Below are 14,617 nucleotides of genomic sequence, written 5' to 3' on the forward strand. Positions count from 1 at the left end.
CGCCCACGTCCGAAATCCCGCACCACCTTCCGCATCGACCGGCACGCATGCGCGCCGGCCGAGGGATCAAATCAGCATCGTCACGCCTTCGATCGCGCGCACATGTCCGACGAAGGCATCACCGCGTACCTCGAAGTTCTTATACTGGTCGAAGCTTGCGCAAGCCGGTGAGAGCATCACCGCCGAGCCGCCCGTCTCGTCCCTGCCGGCATCGGCCGCGGCATGCGCTACCGCCTGCTCCAGCGTGCCCGAGATCTCATAGGGAACCGCTTCGCCAAGCGTCGCGGCGAAAGCCGGTGCGGCCTCGCCGATCAGATAGGCCTTGGCGATCTTCGGGAAGAAGGGTGCAAGCGTCGTGATGCCCCCTTCCTTCGGCAGACCGCCGGCGATCCAGTAGATGCGGTCATAGCTCGAAAGCGCCGGCGCCGCCGCATCCGCATTGGTCGCCTTGCTGTCATTGACGAAGACCACCGTACCCTTGCGGCCGACCGGCTGCATGCGGTGCTTGAGACCGGGGAAGCTCTTCAGGCCGGCGTGGATTTCCGCCGCGCTGACGCCGACCGCAAGGCAGGCCGCGATGGCCGCGGCTGCGTTCTGGGCGTTGTGACCGCCGCGCAGCGTCTGGATGCCGTCGAGATCGACGAACAGGCTGGAAGTGCCGCCTTCAGCCTTCAGGATGCGCGGGCCCTCGGCATAGAGGCCGCTTGCCAGCACATGGCGACGGGAGATCCGCACGGTCCTGGTGCCGGCGCGCTCGACGCGATCGGCGATCAGCGCCGAGAAACTGTCATCGACACCGACGATTGCCGTGCCGCTACCGGCGACCAGCCGTTCCTTGATGTCGGCGTAATGCTGCATCGTGCCGTGGCGATCGAGATGATCGGGTGTCAGGTTGAGCAGAATGCCTGCCGTCGGGTTCAGCGTCGGCGCCAGATCGATCTGGTAGGACGAGCACTCGACCACGTAGAAGCGCCCGGCCTTCGGAGGATCAAGCGTCAGCACCGCGGTGCCGATATTGCCGCCGAGCTGCGTGTCTCGGCCGCTTTCTTTGAGGATATGTGCGATCAGCGCCGTCGTCGTCGATTTGCCGTTGGTGCCGGTTATCGCGATGAAGGCGCAATCGGGCGCATGCGCCCGGCGTTCGCGCACGAAAAGTTCGACGTCGCCGATGATCTCGACGCCGGAAGCATGGGCAAGATCCACGGTCCAGTGCGGCTTGGGATGCGTAAGCGGCACGCCGGGCGAAAGCACGAAGGCGGCAAAGGCCGCCCAGTCGACGGTGCGCAGGTCTGCCGTCGGCACGCCTGCCGCCGAAGCCTTGGCGACGCTATCCGGGTTGTCGTCCCATGCGGTAACCTCGGCACCACCGGCGACGAGCGCCTGCGCGGTCGCAAGGCCCGAACCGCCGAGACCGAAGAGAGCGACTTTCCTGCCCTTGAAGGAAGTGACCGGGATCATCGTCCGCTCACCGCAGCTTGAGGGTGGAGAGGCCAACCATCGCCAGGATGACGGCGATGATCCAGAATCGGATCACGACCTGGCTCTCGGTCCAGCCCTTCTTTTCGAAGTGGTGGTGGATCGGCGCCATCAGGAAGACGCGGCGGCCGGTGCGCTTGAACCAGAAGACCTGGATGATGACCGACAGCGTCTCCATGACGAAGAGGCCGCCGATGATGATCATGACAATCTCATGCTTGACGGCAACGGCTACGGTGCCAATCAGGCCGCCAAGCGCCAGCGACCCGGTGTCGCCCATGAAGATGGCGGCCGGCGGCGCGTTGAACCAGAGGAAGCCGAGGCCGGCGCCGATGACGGCGCCGAGGATGACGGCAAGCTCGCCCGTGCCGGGCACGAAATGGATCTGCAGATAGTTGGCGAAAACGGCGTTACCCGCGAGATAGGCAATCAGGCCGAAGGCGGCAGCGGCGATCATCACAGGCACGATCGCAAGACCGTCGAGACCGTCGGTCAGATTCACGGCATTGCCGGCGCCGACGATGACGAAGCCACCGAACAGCACGAAGAAATAGCCGAGATTGACGATCAGGTCCTTGAAGAAGGGGAAAGTGACGGAGGAGCCGAAAGTGGAGCCGGACGGACCGCCCGAAAGCGAGGCCTGCATCATGAAAAACACGGCGATCGCCGCGATCACGAATTCGATGCCGAGGCGTGCCTTGCCGGAAAAACCCTTGTCCGACTGCTTCGTAACCTTGAGGTAATCATCGTAGAAGCCAATGGCGCCGAAGCCGAGCGTGACGAGCAGCGTCGAGACGACGTAGACGCTCGACAGATCGGCCCAGAGCAGCGACGAGACGACGATGCCGGCCAGGATCATCAGGCCGCCCATGGTCGGCGTGCCGGCCTTCTTGAAATGCGTCTGCGGCCCGTCGGCGCGGATCGGCTGGCCCTTGCCCTGGCGGATGCGCAGCGAGGCGATCATCGCGGGCCCGAAGAGGAAGACGATCATGGCCGACGTGAAGAGCGCCGCGCCGGTGCGGAACGTGATGTAGCGAAAAAGATTGAAAAACTGAAAGTGGTCCGCCAGTTCCACAAGCCAAATGAGCATAAGGGACCTTTCCCCAAAGGTTTCCTGCACAATGATGCAGCAGTTTAAAGTGTTACAGCGAAGCTTTCCCGCCCCGGGAGACGCGGCGCCGTAGTATTTCGAAACACGTCCAACAGAATCATCTGAAAAACGATACGCGCTTGCATGCGAAAGTGTTAGGGCGCGCCGCCTAACCTCAAACTGTATCCACCGCGCCATCATGGGCGGTTCCGCCGGCTTTTATTACGCCGGCTACCCCTCGGCTTCGGTTCCCTCGGCCCCGTATTCCTCGGCTTGCGTCTCCGGATAGCTCTCGATCAGCGCCTGCACGATCTTGGCGCAGCCGGTTCCCTTGGACGACTTGACCATGACAACGTCGCCCGGCGCGACAGCGGCCAGCGCATAGGCTTTGAGATCCTCAACGCTCTCGCGAAAGATCACCGAAACTTCGGGCGGAAGCGCGTCGCGCAGGTGCGCCATCAGCGGTCCGGCGAGCCAGACATCGGTAATTCCGGCTTCGATGAGCGGACGGGCAAGGGCCGCATGCACCCCGGCCGCGTGTTCGCCCATTTCGAGCATGTCGCCGAGCACGGCGACACGACGGCCGCCGACCGGCGGCTCGCTGTCGCGCAGCAGCGAAATCGCCGCCCGCATCGAGCTCGGATTGGCGTTGTAACTCTCGTCGATCAGCTTCAGCGTACCGCCGCCGATCGAAAGCGTGTGGCGCCGGCCCCTGCCCGTTTCGGCCTGCATGGTTGCGAGCGCCGAAGCCGCATAGTCGAGATCGCCGCCAGCAAGCTTCACCGCTGCGAGAACCGCAACGGCATTCTCGGCGATGTGACGCCCGGGGGCACCGATCGCGACTTCCAACGTGCGACCGCCGATGCCGGCCCAGAGAATGGAACCCTCCGCACCGCCGCTGAATTCAACCAGCCGGAATTCGGCCTTCGGGTTGGCGCCGAAGGAATGGATGTGGCTGACGCCGGCCGCTGCCGCGGCGTCTTCAAGCAGCTTGTACTGCGGGCTGTCGTGAATGATCAGCGCGTGGCCGCCATTGACAACGCCTTCGAAGATCTCGGCCTTGGCTTCGGCGATCTGGTCGAGGCTCTCGAAATTGCCAAGATGGGCGGCAGCGATGCTGGTGACGATGGCCACATGCGGGCGCACCATGGCGGTCAGCGGCCGGATCTCGCCCGGATGGTTCATGCCGATTTCGAAGACGCCGAAATCGGTTGCCTCGGGCATGCGCGCAAGCGTCAGCGGCACACCCCAGTGATTGTTGAAGGAGGCGACCGACGCATGTACGCGGCCCTGCGGCTGAAGCACGTGGCGCAACATCTCCTTGGTGGTCGTCTTGCCGACCGAACCGGTGACGGCGATGATCTTGGCGGCACTGCGGTCGCGCGCCGCACAGCCGAGCCGGATCATCGCTTCGAGCACGTCGTCGACGACGATCATCGGCGCATTCAGCCGTCCGAGCGCCGGCAGCTTGCCTTCGCTGACGACCAGCACCGCGGCGCCATTGGCGAGCGCGATACCCGCATAGTCGTGGCCATCCACGCGATCACCCTTGATCGCGAAGAAGGCTTCGCCCTTGCCGATCGAGCGGCTGTCGATGGAGATCCCCGAGATGCCTTCAGGCAGATTGCCGACCGGCCGGCCATTCATGGCGGCCAGGAGATCGCTGCTTGTCCAGAGCCAGTTCAAATCACAAGCCTCCCAATGCCTTGCGGACCTCCGCGTGATCCGAGAAGGGCAACGTGACGGAGCCGATCGTCTGCCCCTCCTCGTGCCCCTTGCCGGCGACGATCAGCGTGTCGCCGGTCTTCAGCATGCCGACCGCCGTGCGGATCGCCGTGGCGCGGTCGCCGATTTCGATGGCGCCCCTGGCCGCCGCCATGATTTCGGCGCGGATCACATCGGGCACTTCCGAGCGCGGATTGTCGTCGGTCACGATCGTCACGTCGGCAAGCCGGGTGGCGATCTCGCCCATGATCGGGCGCTTACCCTTGTCGCGGTCGCCGCCGCAGCCGAAAACCACGACGACGCGGCCGGTCGTGAACGGCCGCACCGAGGCGAGCACGTTTTCCAGCGCATCCGGCTTGTGGGCGTAATCGACATAGGCGAGCGCGCCGTCCCTGGTCTGGCCGACCAGTTCAAGACGACCGGAGGCCCCCTGCAGCTTTTCAAGCGCGGAGAAGGCCGCCTTGGCACTGATGCCGGTGGACATGGCAAGGCCGGCCGCCACGAGCGCATTGGCCACCTGGAAGTCGCCGGCAAGCGGAATGTGGATTTCGAAGATGTCGTCGCCGACATGCACTTCGGCCGACTGCTTGTGGCGGAAGTGCTCGACCCGCTTCAGCGAAATGTAATCGCCCTTGCGGCCGACCGTGCGCACGTCGAGCTTGGCCTTGCGGGCAGCGGCGATCGCCTGGTCCGACCATTGGTCGTCGGCAAAAATCACTGCGGGCGCGCCCTTCGGCAACAGCGCCTCGAACAGCCGCATCTTGGAGGCCATGTAGTGCTCCACCGTCGGGTGGTAGTCCATGTGATCGCGGCCGAGATTGGTGAAGGCGGCAGCCGACAGGCGCACGCCGTCGAGCCGGCTCTGGTCGAGGCCGTGGCTGGAGGCCTCCATCGCCGCATGGGTGACGCCGGCATCGGCAAGTTCGGCGAGCAGCTTGTGCAGCGACACCGGATCGGGCGTCGTCAGCGAGCCGTAATCGTTACGCCCGGGTGCGACGACGCCGGTCGTGCCGATCATCGCGGCTGCAAGACCGGAATGCGCCCAGACCTGGCGGGTGAAGGAGGCGACCGAGGTCTTGCCAGCGGTGCCGGTGACGGCGACCATGGTTTCCGGCTGGCGGCCATAGAAGGCAGCGGCAGCGCGGGCGAGAAAGGCGCGAGGTTCGGAAAGCTTCAGGACCGGCGCTGCCGAAGAGTCGACGTCTGAGCCAGCTTCGGTGACGACGGCGACCGCGCCGCGCTTCAGGGCATCGGCGACATAGGCGCTGCCATTGGCCTTGCTGCCGGAAACGGCGACGAAGAGATCCCCTGGCTGAACCTGCCGGCTATCGGCCGTCAGTCCGGCAACGTCGATATCGGCGGCAGCGCCGCTCAGTTGCGCCGAAAGTTCCGGGAAGCTCGATCCCGCCAGGTCTTTGATCTTCATGAACGCACGTCTCGCATCGATTTCGATCCGCAAGAATCGCGAATCGTCCGCTTTCTCATTTCATGTCTAATAAGACACAAGCAAGGCAGAACCGTCTTCTCCAAACTTTGGTTCGACACCGAGCAGCGGCGCAGAGCGGCTGATGATGTCGCGAACCATGGGAGCCGCGTTCGAGCCTGCGGTGCGCCCGCCACCCTCGCCGGTCTTCGGCGCGTCGATGAAGGTCAGCACGATGTATTTCGGGTTGTCGATCGGGAAGGCCGCGAGGAAGGCGTTGAAGTTCTGGTCGCTGGCATAGCGGCCGTTGACCACCTTGTCGGCCGTGCCGGTCTTGCCGCCGACGTTGAAGCCCGGCACCAGTGCGCGCTTGCCGGAGCCCGCAATGCCGTTCCAGCGAAGCAGGAAGCGCATGTCGTCGCTGGTGCTCTTCTTGACCACCGGTGTGGAGACGGCGTCGGCCTGCTCCTCGGTGCGCGGCAGGAAGGTCGGTTCGATCAGCTTGCCGCCGTTGACGAGTGCAGCACCCGCGACCGCCGTCTGCAGCGGCGTCGTCGAGACGCCGTGACCGAAGGAGATGGTGACCGAGTTGATCTTCTTCCATTCGCGCGGCTGCGTCGGGGATTTCACTTCCGGCAGTTCGGTCGGCAGCTTCGAAAGCAGGCCGAGGCGCGTCAGGAATTCCTTGTGGCCGGGAATGCCGACGAGATCGGCAATCTTCGCGGTGCCGATGTTCGACGAATACTGGAAGATTTCCGGGACAGTCAGCACGCGGCGCTTGCCGTGGAAGTCCTTGATGGTGAAGCCGCCGATACGGATCGGCGCCGAGGCGTCAAAGCTGTCGTTGAGCGTCACCTTGCCGGAATCGAGGCCCATGGCGATGGTGAAGGTCTTGAAGGTGGAGCCCATTTCGAACGTGCCGTTCGACATGCGGTTCATCCAGCCCTCTTCCGCCCCTTCGGCCGGTTTGTTCGGGTCGTAGTCGGGAACGGACGCCATTGCCAGCACTTCGCCGGTATGCACGTCGAGCACGACGGCGCCGGCGGCGAGCGCCTGGTAGTTCTTCATGCCGGCGTCGATGACGTCGCGCACGATGTTCTGCACGCGCACGTCGATCGAAAGCTTCACCGGCTCGAGCTTGGCGTCGCTGGTCATGCCGATCGCGGCAAGGTCGGCCAGCCCCTGGCTGTCGATGTAGCGCTCCATGCCGGCAACGCCGCGGTTGTCGATGTTGACGTGGCCGAGGATATGCGCGGCGGTGTGGCCGCCGGGATAGAAGCGGCGTTTTTCCGGGCGGAAGCCGACGCCGGGAATGCCGAGCGCCAGGATCTCCGACTGCTGCTTCGGGGTCAGCTGCCGGCGCAGCCACTGGAAGCGCGATTTCGACTTCAGCTTGTTGTAGATTTCGCGGGCGTTGATGTCGGGCAGCACCGTCGACAGCCGCTCGACCGCTTCGTCGGCATCGACGATCTTGTGCGGCTCGGCATAGAGCGAGACGGTGCGGATGTCGGTCGCGAGGATCTCGCCGTTGCGGTCGAGAATGTCGGGGCGCGACGCCATCAGGTTGTCGGCCCGGCCGATGCTGGAAACGGTTTCGGGTGCCGCCATGCCGTATTGCACCAGGCGGCCGCCGATGACGGCATAGACGATGCCGAAGCTGGCGATCACGATGGCGACGCGGTTCTTCGCCTGGTTCGTGGTCTTCTTGCGCGTCCCCTGAAAGGTGACGTTGACGCCGCTTTCAGCCGGTCGGTTGTTGCCGCCCGCCGAGAAGTGCGCCTTGCTTTTCAACACCATGATGCGGGAGAGAAACGACATCAGCGCGCCACCGAGCCAGTTGCGATCTTATCGGTCTTTTCGATGATGGCGGCGATGCCATCCTTGGCCGACTTGTCCTCGGGCACGGGCAGATCGGCCTTCAGCATCGGCAGTTCCTGCGGCTGGGCGAGCTGTGTCGAGGGGGTCGGCACGAGTTGCAGGTCGGCTCCGAAGGCACCGACGAGGCGCTCCAGGCGGTTCGGTTGGGTCAGAAGCGCCCAGTCGGCCCGCAGCAGGTCGATCGTGTCTTCCTCGAGCTTGATCGCCACGTCGAGCTTGCGGACTTCCTCAAGCTTGTTTTCGGCGCGGTGCTTGATCGTATAGGTCACCGTGGCCGCGGCCGTCATGACGACGATCAGAACGATATCGAACGTTCGAAGCATGTCTTGTCAGCCCCCCAGCCGTGCAAGGCTTGCCAGTTCCGGCAGATTGAAAATGGACAGATCGTTTCCCGGCGACGCGGCTTGCGTGCGGATACCGGCGCGAAGCTTGGCAGAGCGGGCGCGCGGATTGAGGGACGCTTCTTCCTCGCTGGCTGCCACCATAGGCTTGCCAACTGGCGTGAAGGTTGCGGCACGCGCGGACACCATCGGCAGGTGACGCGAGCCGCTGGCCTTGCCGGAGCGGTCCTGGAAGAAGGCCTTGACGATGCGGTCTTCGAGCGAATGGAAGGTGACGACGACAAGACGGCCGCCGGGCTTCAGCGCTCGCTCGGCCGCAAACAGCGCCTCTGCCAGTTCGCCGAGCTCGTCGTTGACGAAGATGCGCAGCGCCTGGAAGACGCGGGTGGCGGGATGGATCTTGTCCTTGGCCTTGCGCGGCGTCACCACCTCGATCAGGCCGGCAAGATCGCGGGTCGTTTCGAAGGGCTGTTCGGCCCGGCGCTTCTCGATCGCACGCGCGATGCGGCCGGCCTGCTTCTCTTCACCGAGAAAGCCGAAGATGCGGATGAGATCAGAGACCTTGGCGCGATTGACGACATCGGCCGCCGAAACGCCCGAAGCCGACATGCGCATGTCGAGCGGCCCCTTCTTCTGGAAGGAGAAGCCTCGCTCGGCCTCGTCGATCTGCATGGAGGAAACGCCGATATCGAGCACGACGCCATCGAGCCCGCCTTCGGGCGCATGGGCAGCAAGATCGGAGAACTGTGCATGAACGAGCTTCAGCCGGCCGCCCCACTCGGCGACCTGCGCCTGCCCTGCGGCAATCGCCGTCGGGTCGCGATCGAGCGCGATCACGTCGGCACCGGCCTTGAGGATTGCGGAGCTGTAGCCACCGGCACCGAAGGTGCCATCGAGGATGACCTTGCCGGGCGCAGGCTCGAGAGCAGCAAGCACCTCGGGCAAGAGAACGGGAATGTGACGAACCGGTCCGCCTTCGGCTTCAGAAACACCTCCGCCTTGATCCGTCACCATTCCCTCTCTCCATTCTATTCTGGACGCAACCCCCGTGACTTGCGCCCTTCCCGGGCCGCCGCCTGCGCCTTTTGAAAGGCCTGCGGCTCCCAGAGCTGAAAATAATCGCCCCGCCCGACGAACATCACGTCGGTCGAGATGCCGGTGAAGTCGCGGATAAAATCCGTCATCATCAACCGGCCTTCCGGATCGAGCTTCACAAAGACGCCACCCCCGTGAACCAGCAGCGACATCTCGTTGGCTTCCGGAGAAAATGGATCCTCGGCCGCCATCTGCCTCTCGAACCGATCCAGGAGCTCCGGCCCGCCGACGCTGATCGCCGGAAAGACGAAATCCTGAAAACAGTATAGCTCCCGAACGCCCCCATCCGACAGCACGGAGCGAAACGCCGAGGGAACAGAGACCCGCCCCTTCGCATCGATCCGATTGGTGGCATGTGACAAGAAGCGGTTCATAACGCGAAACGGCCGCCCAAGACTGACGGGCCACGATCATCGACCCGCGAGAACACGTCACTCCGCACGCAAGACCGCCCCGCCGAACAGTGGAATGTCCGACCACCCTCCGAAGCCGGAAGGCATTGGAATCTTGCGATATTGGGCCGCGAAGCAGCCCCTGCGCAGTGCCATTATGGGATATCATGGGACCATATGGGCGTCAATGGGAATGGATCACAAACAGCCGTCGGGCTGATCAAATATTGATAGGTTGTTAAGTTTAACGAAGGGTTACGAAGAGACCCCCACCGTACGGGAATGCGACGGTCGAACGGCTTCAAATCGTTGAAAAATCAGAATGTGAGAAAAAGCGCAGACACACCGTTGTGCAGAGGCCCTTTCGTGTCATCGCAAGAGAAGAATGCGCGGCGGCAACGACAAAACCGCCTAAACCGGCACCGCTGTCGGTCGCAAAAATGGCATGCGGATCAGCCCGATTTGCAAGGCGCGATCCGCACGCGCTGAACCGTGCGGCCCGCCCACAGAGAAAGAGAGAGAGAGAGAGAGAGAGAGAGAGAGAGAGAGAGAGAGAGAAAAATCGCCAGTTGGCCTGTAAGCCGGGTTCTGTATGGCCCCGCCACCCGAAGGCAACGGAACGTGGCAGCCATTCATCTGGGACTACGTTTGCACGCAGCCTCTTGCAACCCACCCGGATGACTGGCCCGGAAACAGGCTGGGCGCTTGCGCGTCCGCGTCATCCCTATTCGGTCTTGCTCCCGGTGGGGTTTGCCGTGCCGTCCATGTCGCCATGTCCGCGGTGGGCTCTTACCCCACCCTTTCACCCTTACTCCGCAAGCGGAGCGGTTTGCTTTCTGTGGCACTTTCCCTGAGGTCACCCTCGCCGGACGTTATCCGGCACCGTGCTTCCGTGGAGCCCGGACTTTCCTCCCCCCGCGGCCTTTCGGCACTTGCGGAGAGCGGCTGCCCGGCCAACTGGCAGGCGCTCCTTAACGCAAGCCCCCGCCCGGCGCCAGAAAAAACGGCAGTGTTTTTCAAGCTGCCAACAGGGCAGATCGGCCGAGACCGGGTGGATGCCGCCGCACCTAGCGAAAGGCGACCGCGAAGTCGGCGTCGTATTCGGGCTCATCGATCCGGCCATTTTGCACAAGGACAGCGCCGAGCCTGCCGATCTCGTCGGAGCTTTTTGCCGCCTGGCCGTTGCCGCCGGTGACGACGGCGATGCGGTCGCCCTCGGCAAAGCCGATATAGGGCAGCCCGTCGCGGGTAAACGAGGTGACACAGGGTGAAAAGCGGGTGGAGACCGGCCGGAAATCAGGCATCACCTCGGCCAGCAGCCGACGCAGATGCTCGGCCGCCGCGGCACCGCCCGGTCCGCGGAACCAGTGCCGTATCGCCGGCTCGTCACCCAGGATCCTGTCGGTCGGATCGCCGCCGATCTTGATATAGGTCCTGCCGTCGGCATAGCCGACCGGCGGCAGCAGGTAGTAGCTCTTCTCCTGCTCGGGTGCTGCACCGATCAGCGAGGGCATGCCCTCGAAGTCAGGCAGCTCGCTCGCCGCCACCTCCGCGAACAGCACCGTGCGAGCCTTGACCGTCAAGTCGATCGGCCGCGGCAGCAGTTTGTCGGACAGGGAAAATCCGCCGGCCGCAACGATGACCCGGCCCGCTTCCAGGCGCATGCCCGAGACCGTCGTGACGACAACGCGATCGTCCGCCTCGGAGACGGCGCCGACCTCGTCGCGCACGATCCGTGCGCCGGCCTTCTCGGCACAGATGACCTGCGCCGCAACGAGCGCGCGTGGATTGATGTAGCCGGCGCCAAGGCGCTCATAAACGCCGGCCGTGCCCTCGGGAAAACGGAACCAGGGAAAGCGCCGCGACAGCGCCTCGCTGTCATAGAGCGGCGCTTCGACGCCGAGCGCATCCCGCGCCTTTTCCACCTGCTCGATATAGTCGTAGCTCGAGCCCGGCGCTGGCCCCGCCATCAAGCAGCCGACCTCGTGATAAAACCGGATGCCGCTTTCGCGTTCGATCTCGTCGTAGCGCTCGATCGAGCGACGGGCGAGACGCGCCCAGACGGGGTCGTCGTCGATCGTGCGGGTGATGCGGGCATTGTCGTAGTGGCTGGAAAAGACGCCGGAATGACTGGCCCAATCGGTCGGCTCGTCAGGACCGACGAGCGCGACGCCAGCACCCGAGAGCGCCAGGTGCCGGGCAGCCGCAGCGCCCATCATGCCCTTGCCGACGACAATGAAATCAAAGCTTTCCGACATGCTCATCCCCGCTCCGCTGACACGGAAGGAGGTAGCATATCGGTGCTGATAGGGCACCACCACTCAAGGATTTAATTGGTGCGCCGGAACGCGAGACCTGTCCGGCTGGAGCATCCGCCATTGCCGCGTGGCCGGCGGACGATGCTCTCTCGTCGCGTGGGCAAATGGATCACCCACGCCTGTCAGGGACTAGAGCATTCCGCCCTCAGGTGGAAACACCGAGGCGGCCAGATGCTCTAGAATAGGGATGCCAAGGCGCCCCTCGTGCGTTCGCTGGAACCCACGGCGTTCTAGTCGATGATGTCCTGGACCTTGCCGCAATAGCGCTTGGAAACCGGGTTCATGCGCTTGGCGCCATGGCCGGCATTGTACTTGAGGATCGTGCCGCAGGTGGTGCCGCCCGAAAGTTCATGCGCCATGGCGAGATACTTCATGCCGAACTTGATGTTGGTTTCCGGGTCGTAGAGACCCTTGGAGGAGCCCGAATAGCCCATCATGCGCGCCGTGGCGGGCTTGATCTGCATCAGGCCGATCTCGCCGGCGCTGCCGCGTGCCTTCGGATTGAAGTTGCTTTCGACCTTGACGACCGCATGCGCCAGATCGACGGGAACGCCGTACTGCTTCGCATAGCTCTTGATCAGGGCCGTATACTGAACGTTCTGCGGAAGGTCCGGTTTCGGGAAGCCTGTGGTCCGGGTGACGGTCGGGATGGAAGAGGTCTTGATGGTCTTGTCGACATTCCCCGCATACGACGTACCCATCCCGGCGAAGAACATGCCAAGGCATGCCGCCACCGCAGCAACAGACGATATTCTCATGTAGTTTGAATTCTCCGGTCTGGGGATTGGACCGAAGCGCACCCCGCTTCGAGCCTCACGTCCCGATCGTTTCATTCACAGGACGTGAGCGTTGCGCCCCGAAGTTCCTGCAGTTTCAATGAGCGGGAAATGAACGGCGCATCATGGTAAACATGTGGCAAAGCTAAAAAAACATGCCACGAACATCCGGAAAACAGGCTTCGGGACGAAAAATTCTTCCGCGTCAGGCGACAAATTGCGGCAGCCCGGAAAGCAGGCGATGGAGCGTATCGAGGGTTGAGATGTCGGCGATGCCGTCTACCCTCTGTTGCCGGAAATGCCTTTGGAACGCGGCGACGGCGCCCTCGGTTTTTTCGCAGAAATCACCAGTCACTTCAATGCCGTAGCCATAGAGCGACAGCATCGACTGGATGGCCTCTACCGGCTGACCGCGGTCGCCGCGCTGAAAGAAGCGCCCGCCGCCGATCGGAGCCGGCTCAACCCAGTGCCCGACCCCTTCACGGTGAAGAACATGCCAGGGAAATTTTTCTCCCGGATCAACCTTGCGAATGGGGGCGATATCGCTGTGCGCCAGCACCCTTTCCGGGGCGATCGACCACCGCTGGCCACAGTCCCGACACAATTCGACGACCGCATCGATCTGCTTCTTCGGGAAATCCGGCAACCCGCCGGGGTGGCCCGGGTTGGCGATCTCGATACCGATCGAACAGGAGTTGATGTCGGTCTCGCCCTTCCAGTAGCTCTTGCCCGCGTGCCAGGCACGCAGCGTCTCAGGCACGAGCTGGTCGACGCGTCCGTCCTCATGAATGAAATAATGGCTGGAAACCTGGCTCTCTTCGCGACAAAGCCATTCGAGCGCCGAAGCGCCCGTTGCCATGCCGGTGTAGTGCAGCACGATCATATCCGGTGCCCGCCTGTCGGCGCGGTCGCCAAAATTGGGCGACGGCATGAAGCGAGCCCCCGGATAGTCGCAGTATTTGGAAGTCATGCAGCTCGGCGTTCTTTCTCGATCGCCTCATAGGCGGCGTTCAGCGCCGCCATGCGATCATTGGCGATCGCGTGGAATTCTTGCGGTACGCCGCGCGCCACCAGCATATCCGGGTGGTTCTCGGAAACCAGCACACGGTAGCGCTTGCGGATGTCGGCGAAATCATCCTTACGCGAAACGCCGAGCACCTGATAGGGGTCGCGACCGTCTCCGTGCACATGGCGGGCCATGATGAGCTCGAAATGCGCCTCGTCCATGCCGAAGATCTCGGCGACCCGCACCAGGAACGCCAGTTCGCGCTCATGAACTGCACCGTCGGACTTGGCGATATGGAACAGGCCGTCAACGATATCCTCGAGGATCGGGCAGTTTTCTTCGCAGGACGAACACAGCGACGCCATCTTCTCCGCATAGGCCTCGTAGCCGGCGACGTCCTGGCGCGCCAGATTATAGAGACGCGCGACGTTCTGCGCCTGGTCGGGCGGGAACTGGAAGATGTCGCGGAAGGCGGCGACCTCGGCCTCGCTGACGATGCCGTCGGCCTTGGCCATCTTGGCCGAAAGCGCGATCATCGCGACGGAGAAGGCAACCTTGCGCCGTGTCTCCGGGTCGCCCTCAAACAGGGTACGCACGGCCTCGACCACACCGGCAAGCGCATTGCCGGTGGCGGTAACGATTTTGAGGAGGCTGTCCCAGAATGACATGCGAGAATCCCTGTCTCTCCAGCGTATAGCATGGACTTGTGTGGTGGCAAATTGCAAGCGGTGGGACGGTCCGAACCACGAGGATGACGAATTTGTGATGGCACCTCACTATTGTCAATCCATCGATTGGAACTTGCGACAGCTGGTAGACGGAAAGCTGTTCCCTTGGGAACAACCTAGCGATCCGAAGCGGCGAATTTATGCCGAAAAACACGCCAAATGCACCGGCCGCGAAGGCCGCTCCGCCCGATTGCGCTCCTCCGGCTGCGACAATCGGCTCGACACCGAGCCCGCCCCGCGTTTCCGACGGCGCCCAGCAGCCGTTCTCGCGCAGCCTCGACACAACATCCACAGGCCCGTCATTTAAATTCCATCTGATTTGCGCTATGGAGGCCGCACCCATCGCATGCCAAAGTCCCGAGGAGGAAA

At 63.4% G+C, this 14,617-nt stretch carries 12 protein-coding genes and 1 other RNA gene; all 13 read right to left on the reverse strand.

Going from position 1 to position 14,617, the window contains the following annotated elements; all coding sequences use genetic code 11:
* Positions 1-66: 66 nt before the first annotated feature.
* Entirely contained in the window at positions 67-1,458 is a 1,392-nt protein-coding gene (gene murD / locus AC3WVQ_RS11440) for a UDP-N-acetylmuramoyl-L-alanine--D-glutamate ligase (RefSeq protein WP_090294315.1), read from the reverse strand.
* 7 nt (positions 1,459-1,465) lie between these two features.
* Positions 1,466-2,566: a phospho-N-acetylmuramoyl-pentapeptide-transferase gene (mraY, locus tag AC3WVQ_RS11445; RefSeq protein WP_034792441.1), complete on the reverse strand. Its 1,101-nt coding sequence runs from the start codon at positions 2,564-2,566 to the stop codon at positions 1,466-1,468.
* A 231-nt stretch (positions 2,567-2,797) separates the two neighbouring features.
* The gene (locus AC3WVQ_RS11450) at positions 2,798-4,252 is read right to left on the reverse strand and encodes a UDP-N-acetylmuramoylalanyl-D-glutamyl-2,6-diaminopimelate--D-alanyl-D-alanine ligase (protein ID WP_492382728.1); all 1,455 of its coding nucleotides are present in this window, start codon (positions 4,250-4,252) and stop codon (positions 2,798-2,800) included.
* A 1-nt stretch (position 4,253) separates the two neighbouring features.
* Positions 4,254-5,717: a UDP-N-acetylmuramoyl-L-alanyl-D-glutamate--2,6-diaminopimelate ligase gene (locus tag AC3WVQ_RS11455; RefSeq protein WP_090294468.1), complete on the reverse strand. Its 1,464-nt coding sequence runs from the start codon at positions 5,715-5,717 to the stop codon at positions 4,254-4,256.
* Positions 5,718-5,783: 66 nt separating this feature from the next.
* Positions 5,784-7,532 carry a peptidoglycan D,D-transpeptidase FtsI family protein gene (locus AC3WVQ_RS11460; RefSeq protein WP_060582686.1) on the reverse strand — a complete coding sequence of 583 codons (1,749 nt, stop codon included), beginning with the start codon at positions 7,530-7,532 and terminating at the stop codon, positions 5,784-5,786.
* Entirely contained in the window at positions 7,532-7,915 is a 384-nt protein-coding gene (gene ftsL / locus AC3WVQ_RS11465; protein ID WP_034792423.1) for a cell division protein FtsL, read from the reverse strand. The genes AC3WVQ_RS11460 and ftsL overlap by 1 nt, the downstream gene beginning before the upstream one ends.
* A 6-nt stretch (positions 7,916-7,921) precedes the next feature.
* Positions 7,922-8,947, reverse strand: a complete 1,026-nt coding sequence (gene rsmH / locus AC3WVQ_RS11470; protein ID WP_060515925.1) for a 16S rRNA (cytosine(1402)-N(4))-methyltransferase RsmH — start codon at positions 8,945-8,947, stop codon at positions 7,922-7,924.
* Between the two features lie 14 nt (positions 8,948-8,961).
* The gene (mraZ, locus tag AC3WVQ_RS11475) at positions 8,962-9,402 is read right to left on the reverse strand and encodes a division/cell wall cluster transcriptional repressor MraZ (RefSeq protein WP_060515924.1); all 441 of its coding nucleotides are present in this window, start codon (positions 9,400-9,402) and stop codon (positions 8,962-8,964) included.
* Positions 9,403-9,981: 579 nt separating this feature from the next.
* An RNA gene (gene rnpB, locus AC3WVQ_RS11480) (RNase P RNA component class A) lies at positions 9,982-10,381 on the reverse strand.
* A gap of 106 nt (positions 10,382-10,487) precedes the next feature.
* Positions 10,488-11,678, reverse strand: coding sequence for an NAD(P)/FAD-dependent oxidoreductase (locus AC3WVQ_RS11485; protein ID WP_090294470.1), 1,191 nt, complete (start codon positions 11,676-11,678; stop codon positions 10,488-10,490).
* 290 nt (positions 11,679-11,968) lie between these two features.
* Entirely contained in the window at positions 11,969-12,496 is a 528-nt protein-coding gene (locus tag AC3WVQ_RS11490) for a lytic transglycosylase domain-containing protein (RefSeq protein ID WP_034792405.1), read from the reverse strand.
* Positions 12,497-12,719: 223 nt separating this feature from the next.
* Positions 12,720-13,484: an N-acetylmuramoyl-L-alanine amidase gene (locus tag AC3WVQ_RS11495; protein ID WP_090294316.1), complete on the reverse strand. Its 765-nt coding sequence runs from the start codon at positions 13,482-13,484 to the stop codon at positions 12,720-12,722.
* Positions 13,481-14,188, reverse strand: a complete 708-nt coding sequence (locus AC3WVQ_RS11500; protein WP_034792391.1) for a J domain-containing protein — start codon at positions 14,186-14,188, stop codon at positions 13,481-13,483. The genes AC3WVQ_RS11495 and AC3WVQ_RS11500 overlap by 4 nt, the downstream gene beginning before the upstream one ends.
* Positions 14,189-14,617: the final 429 nt, after the last annotated feature.

It is taken from the genome of Ensifer sp. EB106-05-01-XG146 (assembly GCF_058791875.1).

Excerpts from the sequence above, each read along its gene's own strand:
- AC3WVQ_RS11500 (WP_034792391.1), bottom strand. The coding sequence starts at position 14,188 with ATGTCATTCTGGGACAGCCTCCTCAAAATCGTTACCGCCACCGGCAAT.
- AC3WVQ_RS11455 (WP_090294468.1), bottom strand. The coding sequence starts at position 5,717 with ATGAAGATCAAAGACCTGGCGGGATCGAGCTTCCCGGAACTTTCGGCG.
- mraZ (WP_060515924.1), bottom strand. The coding sequence starts at position 9,402 with ATGAACCGCTTCTTGTCACATGCCACCAATCGGATCGATGCGAAGGGG.
- murD (WP_090294315.1), bottom strand. The coding sequence starts at position 1,458 with ATGATCCCGGTCACTTCCTTCAAGGGCAGGAAAGTCGCTCTCTTCGGT.
- rsmH (WP_060515925.1), bottom strand. The coding sequence starts at position 8,947 with ATGGTGACGGATCAAGGCGGAGGTGTTTCTGAAGCCGAAGGCGGACCG.
- mraY (WP_034792441.1), bottom strand. The coding sequence starts at position 2,566 with ATGCTCATTTGGCTTGTGGAACTGGCGGACCACTTTCAGTTTTTCAAT.
- AC3WVQ_RS11485 (WP_090294470.1), bottom strand. The coding sequence starts at position 11,678 with ATGTCGGAAAGCTTTGATTTCATTGTCGTCGGCAAGGGCATGATGGGC.
- AC3WVQ_RS11495 (WP_090294316.1), bottom strand. The coding sequence starts at position 13,484 with ATGACTTCCAAATACTGCGACTATCCGGGGGCTCGCTTCATGCCGTCG.
- AC3WVQ_RS11460 (WP_060582686.1), bottom strand. The coding sequence starts at position 7,532 with ATGTCGTTTCTCTCCCGCATCATGGTGTTGAAAAGCAAGGCGCACTTC.
- AC3WVQ_RS11490 (WP_034792405.1), bottom strand. The coding sequence starts at position 12,496 with ATGAGAATATCGTCTGTTGCTGCGGTGGCGGCATGCCTTGGCATGTTC.
- ftsL (WP_034792423.1), bottom strand. The coding sequence starts at position 7,915 with ATGCTTCGAACGTTCGATATCGTTCTGATCGTCGTCATGACGGCCGCG.